Genomic DNA, 23,269 nt, shown 5'->3' with positions numbered 1-23,269 from the left:
CGCGGCGTCCGTCAGGAGTTGGGTAATGGAAGCGATTGGTCTGCGAGAATGCCACGAGTCTTACGATCGGCACCAGATCAAAACAGAACTGACCAGAGTTTAGTCAGTCTTAGTGGAACCGTTTGCCGGTTTCTCAGGGCTGCTGTTCTTATTCTTTCTATTAAGCAACAGGTTGACTGCACCCATTAGCTCAGCCTTTTGCTGGAGAGCAAAATTTAAATTCTCAGCCAACTTTGACAAAACCACTCTGATGCTCTGTGCCAATGCCAAGCAATCCTCATCTGAGGCATTGTGGATACTATCACTAAGAGCATCGTGAAGTAATGTTAAGGGATTATGGTTATCGATTTTTAAGGAATCAGGAAGCTCTGATTTAATAAGTCCAACAGCCTTGGTAAATTGGGTCTCCTTCTTGGCCTTTTCGAGTTCTGCAACGATATCTCCCGTGACTCCGAGTCGCTTGCAAACCTTAATAATTTCATCAAAAATTCTGTCTTTTTGGTTTTCCACTACTCGCCGATAATAGGTGAATGCAGCGATCCCCAGACCAGAGCACTCCGCCTTTACTCCTTTATAAAAGAAGTCCCTGTCCTGGCCAATTAACTTGCTGATGCGGCTTGTTAGAGCAAGATTCACCTCGGGAAGCTCTCCGTACTTTAAGATTCTGGCCTCAACAATTTCATTAAGGGTGAAGCTTTCCGCTTCTGTAATTCTCAATGCATAAGTCTTTTGTGAACGTCTGCAATGCCGACAGCGATAACTTATGAAGATGTCCGCATCTGGATTAACATGGACAGTGCGTTCAGAAACATTGGGATCAAACTGCGTAAAGTCCTCGCATGCTTCATCGGTGCAGTAAAGATTAAGAACGGGCACCTTGAACTGGACACTAATACCAGCAGCCACTCCCGTAAGCCGAACAGAACAAAGAGTCCCAGGAGGGCTCCCCGTCAGAAAGTCCTTCAGTGCCAACACAGGCTGTTTAACACTCTTATCACCCATGTCTCACATGATAATGAGCGCTGTTCCGGCGGCAATAATTTAAATCCGTGCGGTGGTGCATCACAGTTCGTCCGATGCCAGCTTGCAGCCAGGATGCAGCCGCCGCGCATCATTACTGTGGTATGTGGTACTTGGTGACGTTGACAGAAACGGGTCAGAAACGGGTCGGGCCAAAGTAATTACTATTTGCCATCATTTTGGTTTTCGCCGTAAGTCGGTTGGGAAGCTGGCGCGAGGGATTGAAACCTGGACCGCGTACGCGAATGGGGGGGCAATCGAGCCTTATCCCGGAGACACTGTCTTTACTTTTTATATTCCAAAATATCGCCGGGCTGGCATTCCAAGGCGTTGCAAATCGCCTCCAAGGTTGATAGCCGGACGGCTTTGGCCTTGCCGTTTTTCAAGACGGAAATGTTGGCCATCGTGATGCCGACTTTTTCGGCGAGTTCGGTGACGCTCATCTTCCGCTTCGCCAACATGACGTCGATATTGATGATGATTGCCATGCTGGTCCCCTTATACCGTCAAGTCGTTCTCGGATTTTATATCCAGGGCCTTTTGCAAAATCCGCTCGGATATAGTCACCACGGTGGCGACGATGATTGAAGGAACGGTAACGAGGATGCGCATGAAAAGCCCGGCCGGCCTGTCTTCCCGGTCGCCACCGATCATGAAAATGACGCTTACCGCAACAAAACCGATAAGGGCCAGTGCGCAATATTTTATGATCCGCAAAGAATTCACGGTCGCCTGCGAGAATGTCTTGTTTTGTCTTACGTATCCCAACACCTTGAATGCGTGATAGAGGGCCGCGAAAAACGGAGTGGAACCGATAACGGCATACACCACAAAGGAATTGAAATACATCTGAAACAGTGTGGCGTTCGCATTTGCGCCCTCGACGTGAGGCTCCCAAAGCATGAAAGCAAGAGCGCCGATGCCGATAAGCACAATCACTCCTTGAAGAAATATTGTTGAGCCTCGGTTCATGTTTCTATCTTGATTCATAATTTATCGTTTGTCGATATTTTTTTATCGTTATTTTTGAACCGGGAGGAATCCGAACCGGAGATCCACCTCCTTTGAACATTTTCGGTTCAGTCGACTTTCCAAAGCTCTGCTTGTATAGGTTTTACCGGATTTGCATACTGCGTCCGCACCGATGATTAAGCATAATAAACATCTGTTTCTTTTTGTCGGGATCATTCTCTCCTTGTTCCTATCGCTTCCCCTGGCAGTGACCGCCGAGACGGAACTGGTGCCGCCGGGGTTTCGGCCCATTCCGCTCGGGGTGCATGCGTTGAAGGGCGGGAAGGTGGTGGTGAAGCCCGGTGAAACTTTGGACGGCGCTACGATCCTCATCCGGGACGGTTTTATTGAGAAGGTGGGAAAGGATCTTGCCATTCCGGCCGATGCACGGGTTTGGGACATGAAAGGGCTGACGATCTATGCCGGTTTAATCGACCCTTACCTCGCTCTTGAAGCCAAACCTGCGGCCAAGGCGGAAAAGAAGGATTCGGAGGATTCCGGCCTGACGGGCGGTGGAATCAGATTTTTTGGCACCACTCCGCAGGAACACGAAACCGAAGGGCCGGGAAGCGAAGTGGGATTGGTCACACCCGAACGTCGCATGGCCCGCACCTTCGCTCCGGATGCCAAGGTATTGGCGAGTCTGCGGGAACTGGGATTCACCACCGCCAATGTGGTTCCGAACAAGGGGATTATTCGCGGCACGAGCACGTTTGTAGCGCTTTCGGATGAAGAACCGAGCCACGCCATCATCAAACCGGATGTGTTCCAACACGTTTCCTTTGACCTCGAAAACCGCAAAGAAGATACCTATCCCGAATCGCCGATGGGCGCGGTGGCGGCGGTGAGGCAGGCCTTCTTCGACGCGCAACATTATATTATCGAACAGGTATATCATCAGAAGCATCCCGACGTGCATAAGCGCCCGGCGTTCAATTTCAATGTGAGTCTGGAAGCATTGGCGCCAGCGACTCAAAAGCGGATGAAGGTGGTTTTCGATCCGAAGGACGCCTTGCTGGTGGATCGTGCGGCGCGCATTGCGCACGAGATGAATCTGGATTTTTACATGGTCTCGAGCGGCGAGGAATGGCGTCGCCCGGACCTGGCCAAAGCGGCGGGAGTGCCATTCATCGTTCCACTTAATTATCCCGCGCTCCCGAAGATGCCCAGCGATGATGATTGGAGCCAGGTGACGTTGGATGAATTGCGCGCGTGGGATTGGGCTCCGGAAAACCCGGCGGTGCTGCACAATCAAGGACTCGAGATTGCCCTGACCACTTCGGGACTCACCGAGAAAAAGGATTTCCGCAAAAACCTGCGACTGGCGATCGATCGCGGCTTGTCCGAAACCAACGCGCTCGCGGCGATGACGACCGTGCCGGCAAAACTTTGCGGTCTCGATAATTTGCTCGGAACCATCGAACCCGGCAAGCAGGCCAACTTCACGATCGTGAATGGGAAAGGCTACTTCGATCCGGAATCAAAGGTTCATTCCGTCTGGATCGATGGTCGGTTTTATCGCGTGCCCGGCGAATCTGCTGAGGAGGAGGAAAAGGAGGGGAAGCCAGCGAAGACACAGGAGCGCGAAGAAAAAGTAGCAAAGCCCACCACGCCGGAAGGGGGCGATCCCAACAAGATCCAGCCTGAATCTCCGGAGACGGGCGCTCCTGAAAAGACCAAACCAAAACCCGAGACAAAGCCGGAGACAAAACCTGAGATTGCCACAACCGAGCCAGGCAAATCAAAAGAGGATAAAAAGCAGGAGGAAAAGGAAAAGAAGCTGGCCAAGATGAAAGATCTGCAGAAGCGCATTGCCCATTCACCTTTGGAAGGGCGCGGCGCCATCAGCAATCCACCCGCCCTGCTAATCCGCGGCGCGACGATTTGGACCTGCGGTCCGGAAGGCCGGTTGGAGAATGCTGACTTCTATATCAAGGGCGGCAAAGTTGAGCAGGTTGGAACGAACCTTTTTGCCCACAGCAGCGTTCCCAAGGACACCACAGTCATTAAAGGTGATAACCTCAACATCACACCCGGCATCATTGATTGTCACAGCCACAGCATGATTCTTGGCGATGTGAACGAATCCACCCTGCCCTCTACGGCGATGGTGAGGATTGGCGATGTGGTCAATTCTGAAACCGAAAATATTTACCTGCAACTGGCTGGCGGCCTGACTGTGGCCAACCTGCTTCACGGCTCCGCCAATCCAATCGGCGGCCAAAACTGCGTCATCAAACTGCGCGACGGTGAAACACCGGAAGGTCTCAAATTCGAAGGAGCCATGCTTGGGATTAAATTTGCTCTCGGCGAAAACGTGAAGCAAGCGAACTGGGGTGACAAAGCCGTAACACGTTTTCCGCAGACCCGCATGGGTGTGGAAACATTTTTTGCCAACCGTTTCACGGCCGCGCAACAATATCTCAAGGCTTGGGCCGATTATAAAAAGTCGGGCGGTCTGCCACCCCGTCGCGATTTGGAATTGGAAGCCATTGGCGAAATCATCCAGGGCAAACGTCTCATTCATTGCCATTCGTATCGGCAGGATGAAATCCTGATGCTGATGCGATTGATGGAGCGGTTTGGCGTAAAGATCGGCACATTCCAGCACGTGCTGGAGGGTTACAAGATCGCCGATGAAATCGCGAAGCACGGGGCGGGAGGATCCACTTTCTCCGATTGGTGGGCCTACAAATTCGAAGTGTACGACGCCATTCCTTACAACGGCAGTTTGATGCGTGATCGCGGCGTGGTGGTTTCCTTTAACTCTGATTCAGACGAATTGGCCCGCACCATGAATTTGGAAGCGGCCAAAGCTGTGAAGTATGGCGGGGTTCCTGAAGAGGAGGCGCTGAAATTCGTTACGTTGAATCCGGCGAAACAGTTGCACATCGATAAAAATGTCGGCTCGCTTGAACCGGGTAAGGATGCCGATTTTGTTCTCTGGTCCAAATCTCCCCTGAGTTCCGAAACCATCTGCCTGGAAACCTGGATTGAAGGCAAAAAGTATTTTGACTATTCATTATCCCCTGCCCGCACGAAAGCCCTGAGCCAGGAGCGCGCTGATCTCATCGCCAAAGCCCAAAAGCTGGCCAAGCTTTCCGATGACGGCAGCGGTTCCGGTGAAGGCGGCTCGGATGATAAGTCTTTTTTCCATCAATCCCTTGAACACAAGTACGATGGCCATGTGCGGCATTGTCTCGATGAAGAATAATCTTTTAAGAAAACCGAGTCGGCCTTACCACCACGCATTGTGGTCGGCTGTCGCTGGTATCCTGCTGGCTTTTACTGCCAGCCGTGTTTCGGCTGAATCCATGTTGCTGAGCAACGCCATTGTGCACACCGTCTCCCACGGCACCATCACGAACGGGCAGGTGTTGGTGAATGGAAATAAGATTGAAGCGGTTGGCACGAATCTCACAGCCTCCTCAGCCAAGGTCATCGATCTCAAAAGCCAGCACCTTTATCCCGGGATGATCGCACTGGACAGCGCGCTGGGTTTGACGGAAATCGAAGCCGTGCGCGCCACCCGCGATATGAGCGAAGTGGGAGACTACCACCCTGAGGTGCAATCCTGGATTGCCGTAAACCCGGATTCCGAACTTATTCCCGTCACTCGCGCCAATGGCATCTCTCATGTCGAACCCGCACCGCAAGGTGGTGTGGTCGGAGGAGTTTCCGGAGTCGTCGCGCTGGATGGTTGGACGACCGAACAAATGACCATCAAACGTCCTGCCGCACTGCATGTGTATTGGCCGGAGATGAAGCTCGACACGACGCCCAAGGAAAAGTTCAAGGATCAATCCAAATACAAATCTCTCGAAGACCAGGCGAAGGAGCGCCAGTTGAAGATAAAGTCGCTGGACGATTTCTTTCTGGAAGCCCGCGCCTATGCGAAGGCACGGGAGGTCGCGAAAGGAAAAGGCACTGATTTTGGCATCAATCCGCCGTGGGAAGCGATGTTGCCCGTGGTCCGTGGAGAGATTCCCATCATGGTCCATGCTGATGAATTCCGGCAAATTAAAGCCGCTCTCCGTTGGGCCCAAACCAACCAATACAAAATAGTGTTGGTGAATGGGAACGATGCAATGATGGCTGCCGACATTCTTTCCTCGAGCAAAACACCGGTCGTTTTTGAACGCACCTTCGCGATACCGCCACGGGATTATGAAGCCTACGACGCGCATTATCGCACACCTGAATTACTCCGCCGCGCCGGCGTGAAAGTGGCGTTCAGCGTTGGTTCCGACAGCTTTCATGCCGCCATGGCCAAGAATCTTCCTTACTCAGCGGCCCAGGCGGTGGCTTTCGGTCTGCCGGAAGAGGAGGCGCTCAAAGGGCTGATGCTCTATCCAGCCGAAATTTTGGGCATCGCAGACCGGCTTGGCTCCATTGAAGCCGGCAAGGAAGCGACGCTTTTTGTTTGTGACGGCAGCATTCTAGACCTGCGCGCGAATGTGAAGCAAATGTGGATCGCCGGAAAGGAAGTCAGCCTGGAGAGCCGACACACCCGCCTCTACGAAAAATATAAGAATCGGCCTCGAACCAAATAGCTTTGCTCCCGAAATTCGTCGCACCAAAACCCGCCACAAATCATGAATACACTCTCCCCGCTTCGAACATTGCCACTTTTCCTTGCGCTGGCGGTTACACCAATCACCTACTCAGGAGCACAATCGACCAATCATCCCGCTCCACTCACCCGCGCCCATGCCCATAACGATTACGAGCATAAGCACCCGTTCTTCGATGCAGTCGAGCAAGGCTTTTGCAGCGTGGAGGCGGATATCCATTTAGTGAATGGGCAACTGTTGGTCGCTCACAATTCCAGGGATGTCGATCCAGCGAAGACTTTGCAATCGCTCTACCTGGATCCGATGCGCCAACGCATCAAGAAGAATGGTGGACGGCTATATGCCAACGGCCCGGAATGCACGCTGCTGATTGATTTTAAAACCGAGGGCAAAACCACCTATGCAGTTCTTGGCAAGGTTCTGGCCGAATACTCCGATATTCTGAGCGTCTTTAAAGATGGCAAACTGGAAACCAACGCCATCACTGTGGTCCTCACCGGCGGTTACTCGCGCGAAGCGGTCAAGGCTCAAGCCATGCGTTATGCGGTTTGCGATGGCAAAATTCCCGATTTGGAGAAGAATCCACCCGCAAATCTCGTGGCCTGGATCAGTGAGGATTGGAGTAAATTTTTCAAGTGGCAGGGCCATGGCCAGATGCCGGTGGACGAAAAGGAAAGATTGATTCAATTCGTCACCAAGGCCCATGAACAGGGTCGCCGCATACGCTTTTGGGATGCGCCTGACCGGCCCGCTTTCTGGAAGGAAATGCTGGCCGATGGCGTCGATTTGATCAACACGGACGACTTGAAAGGTTTTCAAACATTTTACAATTCAAGGTGATAAGGGTATTGCGTGACTACTTTCGTTTGCCAAAAGCCTTTGGATTCGTTAGTGTTTGACCATGGCAGCAAGCCAGAGCACAACTACGACATTTTAGCGTTCACGGAAAAGAACCCGTGGACGCCAACGCCTCGATTTTGCCTTTCGAGGCGTTTTTGTTTACCCGTTTAAGCAACCTGGAAATCTATAGATATGCGTTACGTCATGAAACAGAAGGTGTTCTCTTTTGGTGATGATTTCGTCATCAAAGATGAGCAGGGAAAGGAGGTCTTCTTCGTGGATGGCCGTGCCTTTAGCCTGGGCGACAAGCTTTCGTTTCAAGACATGAGCGGAAATGAACTGGCATTCATTTCTCAAAAACTTTTGTCGTGGGGACCAACCTACGAGATCTATCGTGGCGGAGACCTGGCTGCGGTGGTGAAAAAGCATCTGTTCACGCCCCTGCATTGCCGATTCACCGTCGATGTGCCCGGCCCTGATGACCTGGAAGCGCGGGGCAGTTTTACTGACATGGAATACACTTTTGAGCGCGGTGGCCGGAGGGTTGCTGAAGTATCAAAACGCTGGTTTTCCTGGTCGGACACTTATGGCGTCGAAACAACTCCTGACGCTGATGATATTTTGATTCTAGCCAGCACTGTCGTTATCGATTTGATCTGCCATGGCGATCGTAAAAACCATTAACATTTATCCACATGCAACAAAAACCTGAAGCTGAACGGAAAACTCTGGATGATCGCCAGAAAATGACTGACCTGGAACGCGTCCGCCATTCCTGCGCGCACGTGCTCGCCACCGCCATTCTCCGCCTTTGGCCGGATGCCCAGTTTGCCGCCGGTCCGCCGGTCGAAAACGGCTTTTACTACGATGTCGAACTCAGCCATCGCATCTCCCCGGAAGATTTCGAGAAGATCGAGGCCGAGATGAAGAAGGAAACCAAGGCCAACAATACTTTCGAGAAAGTCGTTGTAACCCGCGAACAGGCGATTAAGGATGCCCAGACCGGCCGCCTGGCTGCGTTGGGTGAACGTGGCACTCCCAGCAAGTTCAAACTGGATATCGTTCAGAACATTCCTGAGAACGAACCTATTTCGTATTACAAGAACGGAGACTTCCTTGACCTCTGCGCCGGACCTCACGTCATGCGCACCGGCAACATCGGGGCTTTCAAGCTGACCCACGTCGCCAGTGCTTATTACAAAGGCGATGAAAAGAATCCTCAACTCCAGCGCATCTACGGCACTGCCTTCAAGAATAAGACCGAGATGGAGGCTTACTTCACCATGTTGGAAGAGGCGAAGAAGCGCGACCATCGAAAGATTGGTCAGGAGATGGGACTCTTTGCCATTGATACGGAATATGTCGGCCCCGGTCTGCCACTTTGGTTGCCCAAAGGTACCATGATCGTGGAAGAATTGGAGAACCTCGCAAAGGAAACCGAGTTCGCAGCAGGTTATGTGCGTGTGAAAACTCCACACCTGGCCAAGGAAAAGATGTACAAGACCTCCGGCCACCTGCCCTATTATGCGGAGAGCATGTTTCCGCCGATGGAATTAAAGGAAAAAGGTGGAGACAGCAATGAGGAGGCGGAACGTTATTATCTCAAAGCCATGAATTGCCCGCATCATCACCGCATCTTTGCGGCGGAACCGCACAGTTATCGCGATCTCCCATTGCGCCTGGCGGAATATGGCACTTGCTATCGTTACGAGCAGTCGGGCGAACTGTTCGGTCTCATGCGTGTCCGTTCGCTCAACATGAACGATGCACATATTTATTGCACCGAAGAGCAATTTGCGGATGAGTTCAACGCAGTGAATGAAATGTATCTGAAATACTTCAAGATTTTCGGTTTGGAGAAATATCAGATGCGCTTCAGCACCCACGATCCAAAGCGGCTGGGCGACAAGTTTGTGAATGAACCCGAACTCTGGAAGAAGACCGAGGACATGGTTCGCAACGTGTTGGTCAAAAACAACATTAACTTTGTTGAAGTGCCGAATGAAGCCGCGTTTTACGGCCCCAAGATTGACGTGCAGGTTTGGAGCGCGATTGGCCGTGAATTTACCATTGCCACCAATCAAGTTGATTTCGCCGTCCCCGCAAAGTTCGGCCTGACTTATCGCGATCGCGACAATACCGAGAAAACCCCGCTCTGCATTCATCGTGCGCCACTCGGCACTCACGAACGCTTCATCGGATTCCTGATCGAGCATTATGCGGGCAACTTCCCGCTCTGGCTGGCTCCCGATCAGGTGCGTGTGCTGACTATTGGCGATGACGAAGCCTTGGTGAACTACGCCAAACTGATTGCCAACGAACTCCGCGCGAACATGGTTCGTTGCGAAACCGATTTTCGTACCGACCCTATCAAAGCCAAGATTGCCGAGGCCGAGCAGACCAAAGTCCACACCATGCTCGTCATCGGACCGCGCGATATGGAAGCTGGCAACGTCAGTGTGCGTCTCCATGGCAAAGGCAGCCTCGGTGCCAAGCCAAAGGGAGAAGTGATTGCTGACATACTGGCTTCAATCAAAGAGCGTCGGAGCTAATCCTTATTCTGTCCATGCGCCAGGCGTGATTCCACTCGCACCTGGCGCATTTGATTACTATACTGGAATTGCGCATGAAACGTTTGTTACTTGCCCTGTTGTCTCTCGCACTAGTCTTCGCGGCAAATGCCGATGAAGGAATGTGGCTTTTCAATCAACCACCTCGTGAAATCCTGCAATCACGCTTTCAGTTCGCTCCCAGCGATGCCTGGTTGGAGCACCTGCAAAAATCTTCGGTCCGCTTCAACTCTGGCGGCTCCGGCAGTTTCGTCAGTGCGGATGGGTTGCTGATTTCCAATCATCATGTTGGTGCGGACGCCTTGCAAAAACTAAGCACGCAGGAGAAGAACTTCCTGCGCGATGGCTTTCACGCACAATCCTTTGCAGAGGAGATAAAATGCCTGGACCTGGAACTCAATGTTCTGGATTCCATTGAAGATGTGACCAGTCGTGTTAACGCTGCCATACCAAAGGCAGTTGATGCCTCAACAGCCTTTCTAGCAAGGCGCAAGATCATTGCCGAAATCGAAAAGGAATCTCAGGATAAAACCAGCATGCGCTCGGACGTTGTCACCCTCTGGCAGGGCGGCGCTTATCATCTTTACCGCTACAAGCGCTTTACCGACGTGCGACTGGTGTTTGCGCCTGAACAACAGATCGCTTTCTATGGTGGCGATCCTGACAATTTTGAATTTCCTCGCTACGACCTCGATATCTGCCTCTTCCGCGCCTACGAAAATGGCAAGCCAGCCACGGTCACAAACTTTCTCAGATTTTCTGCCTCCGGCCCCAAGGATGGCGATTTGGTCTTTGTCTCCGGCCACCCGGGACACACCAGTCGCCTGCTCACGATGTCGGAGTTGGAAGGGCTTCGCGATGAAACCATGCCTTTCAATCTCAGCACTCTCAAACGTCTGGAGGTCCTGCTTGGCAATTGGAGTGCGCGCAACGATGAAAATGCCCGCCGCGCAAGGAAACTCCTCTTTAGCGCTCAAAACGCACGCAAGGCCAATGACGGACGCCTCGCCGGTCTGCTTGATCCGGATTTAATGAATCCGAAGTCAAAGGCCGAATCTGATTTTAAGACCAAGCTCGTTGGCCAGTCTCAATATGCAGATGCGCTCGCGGCATATGACAAAATAACCGAAGCTACCAAAATCCTCATGGCTCAGTCCCGACGACACGCGTTGCTCGAAGGCGGCCAGGCATTTAACTGTGACAGCTTCCGCATCGCCCGCACCTTGTTGCGTGCAGGTGAGGAACGTCCCAAGCCCAATGGTGAACGCCTCCGCGAATTTTCCGAATCGGGCAAAACGTCTCTGGAAATTGCGCTGTTTTCTGAAAAGCCAATTTACACCGATCTGGAGATTCTCACTCTTTCCGACTCGCTCACATTCCTCGCAACCCAATTTGGCGCGAATGATCCGCTTGTGAAAAAAGTTTTGGCTGGCAAATCACCGCGAGATCGTGCTGTGGAGTTGATCACTGGCACCAAAGTGCGCGACGTCGCTTTTCGCAAGCACCTCTATGAAGGAAGTGCAGCCGCAGTTACCGCAGCTCATGATCCCATGATCGAACTGGCTCGCCTGGTCGATCCTGACGCTCGCGCATTGCGCAAGGTTGCGGAGGAGCAGGACGAGATCAAGCAGCAGGCGCATGCTGCCATTTCACGGGCCCGCAACGCATTGCTGGGCACTTCCGGCTATCCCGATGCCACATTCACTCTGCGCCTCTCCTTCGGCACCGTGAAAGGTTATGAAGAAGATAAAAAGACGGTGCTTCCCTTCACCACCTTGGGAGGACTCTACGCTCGCGCAAAGGAGATGAAGAATCGTCCGCCATTCGACTTGCCAATCCTCTGGGAAAAACGCAAATCACATCTAAACTTGAAAACTCCCTTTAATTTTGTGAGCACTTGCGACATCATCGGTGGAAACTCCGGCAGCCCCGTGGTCAACCGCGCAGGTGAATTTATTGGCATTATCTTTGACGGCAACTTGCAAAGCTTGCCCTGGGATTACGCATATAACGACAAGCAAGGACGTGCTGTGTCCGTCGATTCCGCCGCCATCCTTGAAGCGCTGAACAACGTCTACGGCGCCAGGGAACTGGCGGGCGAACTGCTAAAAGGACGGCGCATTCAGTAAACCTCTTGCCTTAGCCGATGATTCACTATTATTGGGATGTATTTCTAGAGTTGATACGCACTCCGTTTCAGCACGTGGAATTAATTTGGGGTATTGTTCCGCTCTACTTTGGGCTCCTGTTGAATGAACTTACATCTGGTAAAGCGAACTTCCGCACCGCCATCCAGACTGGATTCAGCTTTCTCTGGGCCGCAGCGCAATGGCTTTATCCTTATTTCCGACCACACGCAACCGGCGCACGCCAGATCGAGTGGGGCTCGATGCCTGGCATCAATCTCGTGGTAACGATTCTGGTAATTGCCTTCGGTGCAGCCGCCCTCTTCAGTGGTATCCGGCGTCGATATCCCAAATATGGCTCCTTTCTTGGTTATACCCGCTTCAGCAACTACTTCATGATCACCATCTTTGCTATTCAGGCACATTATCCGGAGCTGGGGTGGACCTGGGATCGACTGATTGCCATCGCCCTCTTCGCGCTGCCTATTTGGTTGATCCTGCATTTCGGTTTGATGCCCATCCGCAAGTGATTGGGAAAACACCCGCCACTTCCTTCCTTTAGTGGATTAGACCGCGCTTTGCCTGAACATTTCAACCTGATAGCGCACTTGACGCCCTTTGCCGGGTTGGCTTACCCTTCCCGACTCGCTGGATGGCGAAAACCTATTATATTAGGAAAGCTGGTTTTGAGTTTAACGGAAAGGTTTGCTTGTGAACGTTACAGTTGAAAATTTAGCCCCATGCAAAAAGTTGGTTAGGGTGGAAGTCGAATCGCCGGAAGTTGACAAGGCGTTTGATTCCATGATCAAGGATTTCCAACGTCAGGCCGCGCTGCCAGGCTTTCGTCCGGGCAAAGCTCCCCGCGACATGGTCGTGAAGCGCTACGAGAAGGACATCCAGGACGAAGTCAAAAGGAAGCTCATCCCCGATGCCTACCGCAAAGCCATTGAAGAGCAAAAGCTCGAAGTAGTGGGCGCTCCGGACATCGAAGAGATCCAGTTCTCTCGCGGCCAGGCCCTCCAATTTGCCGCCACCATCGAGACCGCACCCGAATTCGAACTGCCCGAATACAAAGGCATCCCCGCGAAGCGCGAAACCACTCAGGTCACCGATGCAGACGTCGAACGCGCCATCAACATGCTCCGCGAACGTCAGACCAATTTCAACACCGTCGAGCGCGCGGCCCAGGCCGGCGATGTGGCCGTGGTCAATTACACCGGCACCACCGATGGCAAACCGCTGACTGAAGTCGCTCCCACTGCCAAAGGCCTTACGGAACAAAAGGGTTTCTGGATCAACATCGATAAGAACTCCTTCATCCCTGGCTTCGCCGATCAATTGATTGGCGCCAAGGCTGGCGATAAGCGCACGGTCAACGTCGATTTCCCTGCCGATTTCGTCACTCCTCAACTCGCCAATAAGAAAGGCGTTTACGAGGTCGAAGTCGTCGAAGTAAAAGAGAAGATTTTGCCAGCCGTCGATGACGCCTTCGCCAAGACTTACGGTGCCGAAAGCCTCGAGAAACTCCGCGAGGGCGTTCGCAAAGACTTGGAAAACGAGCTCACCTACAAGAAAACCCGCAGCGTTCGCAACCAATTGGTTGAAGAATTGCTCAAGCGCGTTTCCTTCGAACTGCCTGAATCTTCCGTCAATAATGAAACCCGCAATGTGGTTTACAATATTGTTCAGGAAAACCAGCAGCGCGGCATTCCCAAGGAAGTCATCGAACAGCAGAAGGATCAAATCTATTCTGCCGCCAATGACAGTGCCAAGACCCGCGTAAAAGCCGCCTTCATCTTCCAGAAAATCGCCGAGAAGGAAGGCATCAAAGTTTCCCAGGAGGAAGTCGCTCAACGGGTTCATCAGATGGCCTCCACCTACCAGGTTCCGGTCGAGAAGTTCGTCAAGGACTTGCAGCAACGCAATGGCATCGTTGAAATCTACGACCAGATTGCCAATGAAAAGGTTCTCGATTTCGTCCAGCAAAACGCGAAGATCGAAGACGTCGCCCCTGAGCCTGCTCCAGCAGCGAACCCGGCTTAATCAATCACTCTCCTCAAGAGGCGGGCAGCAATGCCCGCCTCTTTTTTATTGGCTGCGCCCGAACTTCTTTTCGAGCTCCCGATAATTCATTTCAATGAGCGTCGGCCGTCCATGCGGACATGTATAAGGCATGGCACAATGCCGCAAATCGTTAACCAAATTCTCCAACTCAGGTCCGCCCAATGGATCATTTGCCTTCACCGCATGTCGGCAAACCGTTTTGGCAATGGTATGCTCGCCCAAGCGCAGGCTGTTCACTTCCTCCCCTGCCGACTTCAATTCATCCACCAGTTCCAAAACAAACCGGCGCGGATCGCTCGCTCTTACAAACGGCGGCAGCGCATCCAGCAGAAATGTCCGCTCACCAAACTCACTCAGCCCGACCCCCAGGCGTGTCAACTCCGCCAATTGCCCCCGCAAAAACTGCGCGTCCCGCACCGATAACTCCACCGTCTCCGGCAACAAGAGCTTTTGCGACGCCGCACTCCCCTGCCCCTCCAGGCGGTTCAGCATCTGCTCGAACAAAATCCTCTCATGTGCCGCGTGTTGATCCAGCAACACCAACCCGCGATCGGATTCCAGCACCACGTACAATCTTCCAACCACGCCCACCACCCGCAATGGCACATTCAACAACGGCACTGGTCCCGCTGATAACTGACTCGCAACACTCGTCGCACTCGGTTGCACGGCCAGGCTGGCAATCGGCAATTGCGAACTCGCCGGCATCACCGGCCGCGCTGGCTCAATCGGTGTCCTCGCCTCCCACAACGGCGCTTTGTTCGCGACCCCACCCGCACTCGCCGGCGCAACCAGGTTCGATCGTTGCAACAACTCTTCCGTCCTTGGCATTTCTGGAGCTTTTGCAATCGCTGCTGCTGGCGCAGCCACCCCGACACTCCTCGTCAACTCGCTTGAGTGTTCAACTCCCCTCGCTGGCGCGCCATCATTTCCCGTCGTATGAAACTTCAACAATGTCTGCCTCACCGCCTGCGTCACCAATCGCCGCACCTGCATCTCCTGATGAAACTTCACCTCGCGCTTCGACGGATGAATGTTCACATCCACCGCTGCCGGATTAATCTCCAGGAACAGGCAACACACCGGGAATCGTCCCTTCATCAACGCCGTGTGATAGCCCTCAATCAACGCAAAGTTTAGCCCGCGATTCTCCACCGGACGCCGATTCACAAATAAATTCTGATCCTCCCGCGTCGACCGCGACACCCCCGGCGCTCCCATCAATCCCCACACTCGGAAAGTATTCTTCGGTTGCTCCCGCAACATCGACACCGCCAGATCGTTCTCATCCACCTCCACCGGCTCGGCCAGTTCCACGCTGAAATCCACCGGCAGCAGCTTCTGCTCACTCCCATGAATCGCCCGCATCCGCTCGCGCAATCCATTAATCCGCGACGCCGCATCTTTGCCCGCATTAACCGCCGGCCATTGCCAGATCAACCGTGCATCCTTCGAAAACGTGAACGCCACCTCCGGATACGCCAGCGCCGCCAACGTCAAATAATGCTGGATATGCGCCGACTCCGTCTCTTCACTCCGCAAAAATTTTCTACGCGCCGGCAAATTAAAAAATATCTGCCGCACCTCCACGCTCGTTCCCGTCGCGCTGCCCGCCGCCTTCACCTCCATGATCTTGCCACCCACCACCACGATCTGCGTTCCCTCGGGCGAACCCCCGTCGCGCTCCCGCGTCGTCAAAGTGAACCGGCTCACGCTTGCAATGCTCGGCAACGCCTCCCCGCGAAAACCCATCGTCGCAATCGCCGCCAGATCCTCCGCCCGCTGAATCTTGCTCGTCGCATGCCGCTCCAGGCACAGCAACGCGTCATCCCGGCTCATCCCGCTCCCATCGTCCGTCACCCGCACCAGGCTCCGCCCGCCCGCCTGTATTTCCACCGTCACCCGCGATGCCCCGGCATCCAGCGCATTCTCCACCAGCTCCTTCACCACGCTCGCCGGACGTTCCACCACCTCGCCCGCAGCGATCTGGTTCGCCACCTGGTCTGATAATAGTCGGATGCGATTCATTAAATTCTAATTCTATCTGCCGATGACTGCCTCTTCATGTTCGCCTGCCGGCACCGGCAACGCGAATGAAAACACCGCCCCGCGCCCCGGCTCATTCCGCGCGGAAATTCGTCCCCGATGATCCTCCACAATCTTTTTGCTGATCGACAAACCCAAGCCCGTCCCATGCGCCTTGCCAAACGTCGCAAACGCATCGAACAACCGATCCGCAATCTCCGTCGCAATACCCGGCCCCGTATCTTCAATCTCCGTAATCACTTCCTCTTCCGACACTCGAAAGCGCAACGTGATCCTCCCCCCGTCAGGCATCGCATCCGTCGCATTATGAATCAAATTATAAAACACCCGCCGCAACCGCTTCGGATTCAATAACAGCCTGATCGCCGGCGGTGCATTCTCCAGCTCGATCGTCACCGACTTGATCTCAATCTCCGGCCGGATCTCTTCCAGCAATATTTGCACGAAAACGTCGTAAGGCGTCTGCGCCAGGACGAAACTGACATGCGACCCCTGCGTAAACTCCAAAATCTCGTTCACCAACTCACTGATCCGCTCCACCTGCTTCGAAATCCGTTGCTTCGCCAAATGCCTCCCCTCCGGCGTCGCCTTTTCCATCCCTGCCATCTCCGCGCTGAGCCCGATGATGTTCAATGGATTCTTCAAATCATGCACTATCGTCCGCGCGAACCGCCCCACCAACGCCAACCGCTCCCGCTGCAACACCTCGCTCACATATTGACGATTAAATTCCCGCAACCGATTGCTGATCTCCCGCAACAATCCCATCGATAGCAGCGGCGAATTCTCCACCAATGCCAGCATCGCTTCACGCGGAATAAAATAAACCTCCGTCTCCTCCAAAGCCGTCGCACTCGCCGACCTCGGCTTATTCTCCAACACCGCCATCTCCCCGAACATCTCGCCCGGCCCCACCTTGGAAAAAGCATGCCGATCATTCAACGTGATCAACCCCGTAATCTGCACCAAACCCCGCCTCACCACATACACGCCATCCCCCGTGTCCCCTTCCCGGAAAATATCCTCATTCGCCTTAAACCCGCGCACCTGCGCCGCCTGCTCCAAAACCTTCAACTCACCAGGCTTCAACTGGCTGAAGATCGGGCATGATTCAAGCGTCATCATGCCACCAAGTTTAAGCCAAAACCCCCTCCCGTAAAGCAAACAACTGACTCCCAACCACCCGCCCTTCTCCCGCTCTTTAACTATAGCCGCCGAGCCCCGGGAGGCGGACTGCAGAGCCCCCCGACTCCATCCTCTCACAGCCTTCCTGCCCGATCCACCCACGAGCCCGCCACCAGAATAGTTCCCACACGCAATACGCAACACGCAACCTCTCCCGCATTCGTTTACTCGAATTGACTCGATTTTTTCCCGAATTCTAATCCCACGCACTGCCGTCCCATCCGTCCCATTGAGTTCCGAGCGGACAATTAAATCTCTCCTTTTCGCGTATTTCGCGTATTTCGCGGTTTCCATCCCTCTCTCCGTCTTCCGCTCCTTGATCAGTTCACCAATTCCTGACCTCCCACGAAAATTTCCAACCTTCCGATACCTACCAATACCTTCCGATGGCTTCCGATACCTTCCGAACCCGAGTCCACCCACCGCCCGTCCCATCCACGATGGCAATCCGCGCCAGAACGCCAAATCAGTCGCGGACCGTCGGTCATAGTCTCCTTCTCCCCTTGCGCATGGGAGAAGGCCGGGATGAGGGAAGATGCGCCCGGATTCTATTTTGCTTCCGGGACTGCCCACGCCTCCACCTTCACCTGCGACCTCCCGTTTCCAGCAAAAATCCCTGTATTTCCTGCGAAATACTTTCGGCCCATCAACTCCCCTCTCACACGCCATACGCAACCCGAAACACTTACGCTTGACGGAACCCCCCGCAAAACCTAGTTTAGGCTCCGGCTGGTGGCCATAGCTCAATGGTAGAGTCCAAGCTTGTGGAGCTTGTTGTTGCGGGTTCGAATCCCGTTGGCCACCCCATTTTTTTGTACGCATCCGGTTCATTTCAGCCTCTTTTCCATCGGTAATTCTCGATTCCATCCTCTCCATTCGAAACTCGAAATTCGACATTTGAAATTCTTCGGGCCTCACCCGTTACAAACTCCTTTTTCATGATCTACCCCGGATTAAACAGAGATGGGGTTGACATACACTGACCAACCCCCTCCCCAAAGCACAAATTATTTTTCATTCACCATCAACCACTTACATCAAAAGCACGAAAAAACACCACTTTTTTGCTCACAAAACCGGCTCTCGGTTCCCCAAAACACCCCAGCAGAGGCCTGCGCGCATTACATACTTTTTACATATGTCAGCTCGACGAGCATAATCCCATGGAGCACCATCCCAATGGCGTCAATGAGGCACCAAAAGTTTAAGACCGAACAGCCGTTCACAGACATGAATTTATGAAAATGATTTACCTCCTGCTCTTGGGATGCTTCCTGCAGTCCGCGACCATTTTCGCGGCCGAAAGCGCAGACATCGCTATAAAACTAAAGAATCTTAAGCATACATCCTGGGAAAACTCTACGAACAAGCTCCTCACTGGCGAGACCCGTTCGCCGATCTTTGCTAACGAGTTCCTCACTGCCGCCGCACGGACACCAGTCCAGGTCAATTCAAAGAAGACAACTTACGAATATGAAGTGGGCCAATACGGCACCAGTTCATATTCGATCGTCACGTTTATCTCCGATAAAACGCATAATATCTGGATCGGACCCAAGCAGGATTTCTACGTGGATCTGGATTCGGGCATCCTGGGTGGCAAGCTGTCACCGGGGGGATTCATCATCTGGTGCGAAAGCATGGTCCTTAAACAAAATTTGAAGACCACAAATCTCACCGAAGTCATACAGAAATTTGAGGAAGACACCGATATAAACGCGATTGATAGAGCGCTCCAAGGCGGTCAGAATGATGAGGTCAGGCTCCGGCACCTGACGAATTTAAGGCGGGTTTTTAATACTTGGGCGTTTACGGATGGCCCGTTCAGCTCTACCACCAGCCCCAGCGCGCGGCTGGTGTCGAGTGAATTGGTGGATGGACAGGTGAAATTACAGTTGGAAAATCCCGCCTCCCAATTCGTGGGCGAAGCATGGATCGATCCGGTGACAAAAAAAGTCACGAAGGCCGTGGAATCCGGCAAGCAAGTGTTTCCACGGTAATCTGGCGTCACAAACAATTGGACCGGGCAGCAATTGAGTCTTATGGCGGTGCAAACATCATCTAAAAGGACACTCATCGCGACTGGCCTGTTGTTGATCATGCTGGCTACCCTTGCGTTCTTTCTCACCCGCCCCAAGGAACCCTCGTTCGAAGGCAAAACACTCACGGAGTGGCTTTCACAGTATAATCAGGCAAGAAGCCGTATACGGGCATTTAATATCGACGCCCCCAACATCCGAATTCAGTTCGATCCATAAGGGCAATCAGCACCAATTGCATTCCCACATTGTTAAAATGAATGGACGCGAAAGATTTTCCCGGAGTTAGCGCGCTGGAATTTAAATCCTGATTATTTACACTGCTCTACCCGAAGAACCTTATGTAAAAAGGAAAGACTGCCCTTTTAAGTATTAATTATGAAAACAATTTGGTTTCTGACTTTGATTTTATAGCCACCATAATGCCGTGTGGTGGAAGCTGTTCATCCGCATTGACCGCTGCGACCCATCCAGGCTGGACCAATTCGATGCGGAGGGGGCGGATTACCCCAGTTGACGCGGCGGATGTACCGCGAACTGGCCAAGATGATTTGACCACCAACCCGTGAATCTGGTTGTAATGTTTCGAAGGCGGGGCGTCGGTATCGGTGCCAGTCCGGAATTTGGCGGTTGGGTGATGTGGCGCAGGCGCGCGCGTCACACAGGTGGGAATGCCTGTATAGGGGGGTGGAACCCCCCCATTAGCAATAATAATATCCCAGTGTATTCTCATCTTGCAAAAGTGAATGACAACGCCACTGCGAACAAAACCGGCGTGGACCTCAACTTCCGACAGGTTAGGGATGGGAGTGGGACCGGGTGACGTTCCGGTTTTCAGGTCTTGGATTGGAGCTAATTTGCTATTCATATTGTTAAGAATTAATTGTTAAATGGTTATTCAAGTTTTCGCGCATGACATAGGTCCAGGCGGCCGTAATTTCCTTCGGTCAAAAGAACTGGCTGAGATGGTGGCCTATCCTTCACACCTCTATCGGCTCGATGTCATGTTTGGGAAATTCATTACCATGTTTGGAAAGAAAATCACTTCAGCGTAAACGGCTCGCTCTTGGAAACGCTATTGAAGATCGGTCGTCTCATGATGTCAAGGCGACCGATTGACTCTCCCAGAGATGAGTTTAAGAGTATCGATTTAGAACCTACAAAGTGAAGCTCAAAGGCCAATCTTTCAGGTCGGCGAACCGTGTGTGCAAATCGGGCATGCGACCCGTCAGAGCGTGGTGAATTTGTTGCTCGTGGGCCATATACTTGCCAATATTAGATCTCACTGAACCTCCAAGACCATCTCATGAATGAAAACTTTAAACCGAGATTTGTTATTTGATTTATTGTTCGCTGCGCAAGTGAACTAGTTATACAGAAGTTACTAAAACAAAGGATAATATTATGCCGTTTGCACGTATTGATCTAATTAAAGGAAAAACCGCCGAGTATCGCAAGGCCTTGGCCGACGTCGTGTATAAGGGAATTGTCGATATACTCAAGGCGCCGGATGGCGACCGATTCATAGTCATCGGCGAGCATTCACCAGATAACTTAATCTACGACCCCAAGTTCCTCGGTTGCGATCGATCGCCTAACTTCCTCCTGATCCAAGTGACCAGCACTGTCGGAGATAATAAAGAGTCAAAGCTTGCCTTCTTCCGATATATCGCCGACGAACTGAAGAGCAAACTATCCGTCCGTCCTGATGACATCATGATCAACATGGTCTTCGTTGACCGCTCGGATTGGTCATTTGGCAATGGCGAACCGTGGGTATAGCACTTTCTCCCGACTTCCGGAGAAATAAGGAAAAAAGATCCATCCAGGATCGCTTTGGCACCACAAGGCCAGGGTAAAAAAGGAACTGAGTAGTCAAGTAAAGGGGTCGGTCCTGAATGGCGCTTACTTAAGGAATTACCATTAGATTTCCTTGCATTCATTGGTCCTTTTGAACTTTTGACCGAATGTTTTCGCCAAACTCAATGTTTGCTGTTTTCGGAAATACTCAGGTCTTCGTTGAAATCAAGAAATCGCTTTTGAAGACGTGTAAAAACAACAGAGATATAACCCATTGATACTATTTGTTCTACGTCTTAAGTAAGCGCCATTCGGGTCGGTCCTTAGTATTTATACTGATCTCCCCGAAGGACCTTGTGTAAAAAGCAAGAGCTGACCCTTCTACGAACGACCACGAAAAGCGAAGAAACTGTAAAAATGGAAACTTTGGTAGGTGCGCATGGTATACGAAAAAAGTGATCCTGAACAAAGCGAAATGCCTGGGTTATGCCGCCTTACTTATTAAGGTGTCGCCAAACGATAAAATCCCCAGCCATTGGTCGCTGAAAGAATGAATTGTTCTTGTAGGGTTTTCGGGTTGAGCGTAAATGCATCAGCGATCGTTTCCCACCCTGCCGCGTTCAAACTGGAACTCCGTTGCAGAACCATATTCGTCGCGGGAACAGTCCACGATATTCCCAGACCAGATCCGACAGCTTTGAGCTTCAATCGTGGTTTGGGTGGCGAATAACGGGTGTAAATGGAATTGGGCAGACTAAAGGCGTCCGCACTGAGTGCCAGAATCAATCTGTTCCCATCAGCCGATGAAGCTATCCATCCGTATGTTTGGCCAGGGACATTGTTCTGGCTCCACGTGACTCCCGAATTAGTCGAGGTGTAGATGTAACCCATCGACACGATCAATGTGTCTCCATTCCCCGAGGTGGCAACATAACCGCCGGCACCCCTCGGAAAATCAGTCGATGCCCAGGTGGTTCCATAATTGGTGGAAACGTAAACGCGATCAACACTGCCGGCAGTGCTGTATGTAGTGAGTAGACGTATCGCCAGCAGCGTGGATCCATCCGCCGAAGAGGCAACGGAATACCACATTGGCGAAGCCCCTGCCGGGAAATCCCAGGCGATATTATTCGATTGCCACGTGGAACCTGAATTGGTGGAAGTGAAAATTCCAGTGCCCCCTGCCACCTGCCGGGTTCCATCCGCCGAGCAAGCCACGGAGTACCAGCGATCGGCCGGCGCATCGGATGCCCTCCAGTTTGTACCCGAATTGGTCGAGACATAAATCAGGCCCCGCGACGTGGCGCGGTTATTATAGGCAGCAGCGGCAACGAGTGTTTTGCCATCGCCTGAAGAAGCTACACTGCTCCACTGATTACTCTGCGCGCTGGTTGGCCTCCAGCTTGCTCCCGAATTGGTCGAGATGTAAATTAAGTCGCCGTGATCGCCACCTCTAGTGGGATCGACAATGATAGCTGCTGATGCGATCAACTGGTTGCCATCGGCAGACGATGCCACGGAGGTCCAGCTGTTTGACGGCGCTCCAGAAGCCAACCATGATTGCCCTGCATTCGTCGAGCAATAGATTCCCGGATTTCCAGCCACCGCTGCCACCAGTTTCACCCCGTCGGCGGAACATGCCAACGCGACGAGCCACTGTTTGTTGGGTGCGCCTGTCGCCTGCCATACCTGCGCAAGTCCATTGCTGGTGGCTGCGACCATCGTCACAACACAACAGGTCATTTTTAACAGACAGAGAATAACCTGCCGTGAACTGGACAGCGATGGATGATCGAAAAGATCCTTGGGTTTCATTTCCTTTATTAATTCTTCTAGTTTCGCGCCGACTACGCTGGCCTGGGCTTCTAACACGACTACTCCAGTGCGCGTCTCAAACGCTATCACAACTCTTCTATACTGCCGTCGCCGGGTGTCAAGCCCGCAGGAGACTCCAAATCATCAAGAAGGGGTCGGAGTAATGACACCTTGCTTGG

Annotated in this window: 16 protein-coding genes and 1 tRNA gene; 11 read left to right on the top strand and 6 right to left on the bottom strand. The window is 52.5% G+C overall.

Annotation, left to right across the window (positions count from 1 at the left end; translation table 11 throughout):
• Window positions 1-99: 99 nt before the first annotated feature.
• The 3 genes from CFLAV_RS18245 to CFLAV_RS18235 form a co-directional block, all read right to left on the bottom strand.
• Window positions 100-1,002: a hypothetical protein gene (locus tag CFLAV_RS18245; protein WP_007416267.1), complete on the bottom strand. Its 903-nt coding sequence runs from the start codon at window positions 1,000-1,002 to the stop codon at window positions 100-102.
• A gap of 302 nt (window positions 1,003-1,304) precedes the next feature.
• The gene (locus tag CFLAV_RS18240) at window positions 1,305-1,508 is read right to left on the bottom strand and encodes a helix-turn-helix domain-containing protein (RefSeq protein WP_007416266.1); all 204 of its coding nucleotides are present in this window, start codon (window positions 1,506-1,508) and stop codon (window positions 1,305-1,307) included.
• Window positions 1,509-1,518: 10 nt separating this feature from the next.
• Complete coding sequence (locus tag CFLAV_RS18235) at window positions 1,519-1,992, bottom strand: DUF2975 domain-containing protein (RefSeq protein ID WP_040549333.1); 474 nt, start codon at window positions 1,990-1,992, stop codon at window positions 1,519-1,521.
• A gap of 172 nt (window positions 1,993-2,164) precedes the next feature.
• Here CFLAV_RS18235 and CFLAV_RS18230 point away from each other — a divergent pair, with 172 nt between their 5' ends.
• The 8 genes from CFLAV_RS18230 (at window position 2,165) to tig (ending at window position 14,184) form a co-directional block, all read left to right on the top strand.
• Window positions 2,165-5,245 (top strand): amidohydrolase family protein, encoded by a 3,081-nt coding sequence (locus tag CFLAV_RS18230; protein ID WP_007416264.1) that lies wholly within the window; start codon window positions 2,165-2,167, stop codon window positions 5,243-5,245.
• Window positions 5,235-6,584: an amidohydrolase family protein gene (locus CFLAV_RS18225; protein WP_050785839.1), complete on the top strand. Its 1,350-nt coding sequence runs from the start codon at window positions 5,235-5,237 to the stop codon at window positions 6,582-6,584. The genes CFLAV_RS18230 and CFLAV_RS18225 overlap by 11 nt, the downstream gene beginning before the upstream one ends.
• A gap of 42 nt (window positions 6,585-6,626) precedes the next feature.
• On the top strand, window positions 6,627-7,445 hold the full coding sequence (locus CFLAV_RS18220) for a phosphatidylinositol-specific phospholipase C/glycerophosphodiester phosphodiesterase family protein (protein ID WP_007416262.1): 819 nt from the start codon (window positions 6,627-6,629) through the stop codon (window positions 7,443-7,445).
• Window positions 7,446-7,649: 204 nt separating this feature from the next.
• Window positions 7,650-8,129 (top strand): LURP-one-related/scramblase family protein, encoded by a 480-nt coding sequence (locus tag CFLAV_RS18215; protein ID WP_202796920.1) that lies wholly within the window; start codon window positions 7,650-7,652, stop codon window positions 8,127-8,129.
• An 11-nt stretch (window positions 8,130-8,140) separates the two neighbouring features.
• The gene (gene thrS, locus CFLAV_RS18210) at window positions 8,141-9,997 is read left to right on the top strand and encodes a threonine--tRNA ligase (protein ID WP_007416260.1); all 1,857 of its coding nucleotides are present in this window, start codon (window positions 8,141-8,143) and stop codon (window positions 9,995-9,997) included.
• A gap of 74 nt (window positions 9,998-10,071) precedes the next feature.
• Window positions 10,072-12,144: a S46 family peptidase gene (locus CFLAV_RS18205; RefSeq protein WP_007416259.1), complete on the top strand. Its 2,073-nt coding sequence runs from the start codon at window positions 10,072-10,074 to the stop codon at window positions 12,142-12,144.
• Window positions 12,145-12,161: 17 nt separating this feature from the next.
• Window positions 12,162-12,671 (top strand): hypothetical protein, encoded by a 510-nt coding sequence (locus tag CFLAV_RS18200; protein ID WP_007416258.1) that lies wholly within the window; start codon window positions 12,162-12,164, stop codon window positions 12,669-12,671.
• A gap of 181 nt (window positions 12,672-12,852) precedes the next feature.
• Window positions 12,853-14,184: a trigger factor gene (tig, locus tag CFLAV_RS18195; RefSeq protein WP_007416257.1), complete on the top strand. Its 1,332-nt coding sequence runs from the start codon at window positions 12,853-12,855 to the stop codon at window positions 14,182-14,184.
• Window positions 14,185-14,229: 45 nt separating this feature from the next.
• Here tig and mutL read toward each other — a convergent pair whose 3' ends face one another.
• Together mutL and CFLAV_RS35595 are read right to left on the bottom strand one after the other, a co-directional pair.
• Window positions 14,230-16,233, bottom strand: a complete 2,004-nt coding sequence (gene mutL, locus CFLAV_RS18190) for a DNA mismatch repair endonuclease MutL (protein WP_007416256.1) — start codon at window positions 16,231-16,233, stop codon at window positions 14,230-14,232.
• Window positions 16,234-16,245: 12 nt separating this feature from the next.
• The gene (locus CFLAV_RS35595; protein ID WP_040549332.1) at window positions 16,246-17,376 is read right to left on the bottom strand and encodes a sensor histidine kinase; all 1,131 of its coding nucleotides are present in this window, start codon (window positions 17,374-17,376) and stop codon (window positions 16,246-16,248) included.
• A 792-nt stretch (window positions 17,377-18,168) separates the two neighbouring features.
• On the opposite strand from CFLAV_RS35595, the gene CFLAV_RS18180 reads away from it, so the two are divergent.
• The 3 genes from CFLAV_RS18180 (at window position 18,169) to CFLAV_RS18160 (ending at window position 21,257) form a co-directional block, all read left to right on the top strand.
• Window positions 18,169-18,243: transfer RNA gene (locus CFLAV_RS18180), tRNA-His, on the top strand.
• 431 nt (window positions 18,244-18,674) lie between these two features.
• Window positions 18,675-19,436 carry a hypothetical protein gene (locus tag CFLAV_RS18175; protein ID WP_007416254.1) on the top strand — a complete coding sequence of 254 codons (762 nt, stop codon included), beginning with the start codon at window positions 18,675-18,677 and terminating at the stop codon, window positions 19,434-19,436.
• A gap of 1,443 nt (window positions 19,437-20,879) precedes the next feature.
• Entirely contained in the window at window positions 20,880-21,257 is a 378-nt protein-coding gene (locus tag CFLAV_RS18160) for a tautomerase family protein (RefSeq protein ID WP_007416250.1), read from the top strand.
• Window positions 21,258-21,776: 519 nt separating this feature from the next.
• Here CFLAV_RS18160 and CFLAV_RS18155 read toward each other — a convergent pair.
• Complete coding sequence (locus CFLAV_RS18155) at window positions 21,777-23,090, bottom strand: WD40/YVTN/BNR-like repeat-containing protein (RefSeq protein WP_040549330.1); 1,314 nt, start codon at window positions 23,088-23,090, stop codon at window positions 21,777-21,779.
• Between the last annotated feature and the right edge of the window lie 179 nt (window positions 23,091-23,269).

Origin of the sequence: Pedosphaera parvula Ellin514 (genome assembly GCF_000172555.1) — a bacterium.
Lineage (GTDB): Bacteria > Verrucomicrobiota > Verrucomicrobiia > Limisphaerales > Pedosphaeraceae > Pedosphaera.
This window is presented reverse-complemented; position numbering and strand designations above follow the sequence as displayed.

Bases quoted from the DNA above. Each gene is read 5' to 3' on its own strand.
- CFLAV_RS18245 (WP_007416267.1), bottom strand. From the start codon at position 1,002: ATGGGTGATAAGAGTGTTAAACAGCCTGTGTTGGCACTGAAGGACTTT.
- CFLAV_RS35595 (WP_040549332.1), bottom strand. From the start codon at position 17,376: ATGATGACGCTTGAATCATGCCCGATCTTCAGCCAGTTGAAGCCTGGT.
- mutL (WP_007416256.1), bottom strand. From the start codon at position 16,233: ATGAATCGCATCCGACTATTATCAGACCAGGTGGCGAACCAGATCGCT.
- CFLAV_RS18215 (WP_202796920.1), top strand. From the start codon at position 7,650: ATGAAACAGAAGGTGTTCTCTTTTGGTGATGATTTCGTCATCAAAGAT.
- CFLAV_RS18175 (WP_007416254.1), top strand. From the start codon at position 18,675: ATGAAAATGATTTACCTCCTGCTCTTGGGATGCTTCCTGCAGTCCGCG.
- thrS (WP_007416260.1), top strand. From the start codon at position 8,141: ATGCAACAAAAACCTGAAGCTGAACGGAAAACTCTGGATGATCGCCAG.
- CFLAV_RS18225 (WP_050785839.1), top strand. From the start codon at position 5,235: ATGAAGAATAATCTTTTAAGAAAACCGAGTCGGCCTTACCACCACGCA.
- CFLAV_RS18240 (WP_007416266.1), bottom strand. From the start codon at position 1,508: ATGGCAATCATCATCAATATCGACGTCATGTTGGCGAAGCGGAAGATG.
- CFLAV_RS18200 (WP_007416258.1), top strand. From the start codon at position 12,162: ATGATTCACTATTATTGGGATGTATTTCTAGAGTTGATACGCACTCCG.
- CFLAV_RS18160 (WP_007416250.1), top strand. From the start codon at position 20,880: ATGCCGTTTGCACGTATTGATCTAATTAAAGGAAAAACCGCCGAGTAT.
- CFLAV_RS18220 (WP_007416262.1), top strand. From the start codon at position 6,627: ATGAATACACTCTCCCCGCTTCGAACATTGCCACTTTTCCTTGCGCTG.
- CFLAV_RS18155 (WP_040549330.1), bottom strand. From the start codon at position 23,090: ATGAAACCCAAGGATCTTTTCGATCATCCATCGCTGTCCAGTTCACGG.
- CFLAV_RS18205 (WP_007416259.1), top strand. From the start codon at position 10,072: ATGAAACGTTTGTTACTTGCCCTGTTGTCTCTCGCACTAGTCTTCGCG.
- CFLAV_RS18230 (WP_007416264.1), top strand. From the start codon at position 2,165: ATGATTAAGCATAATAAACATCTGTTTCTTTTTGTCGGGATCATTCTC.
- CFLAV_RS18235 (WP_040549333.1), bottom strand. From the start codon at position 1,992: ATGAACCGAGGCTCAACAATATTTCTTCAAGGAGTGATTGTGCTTATC.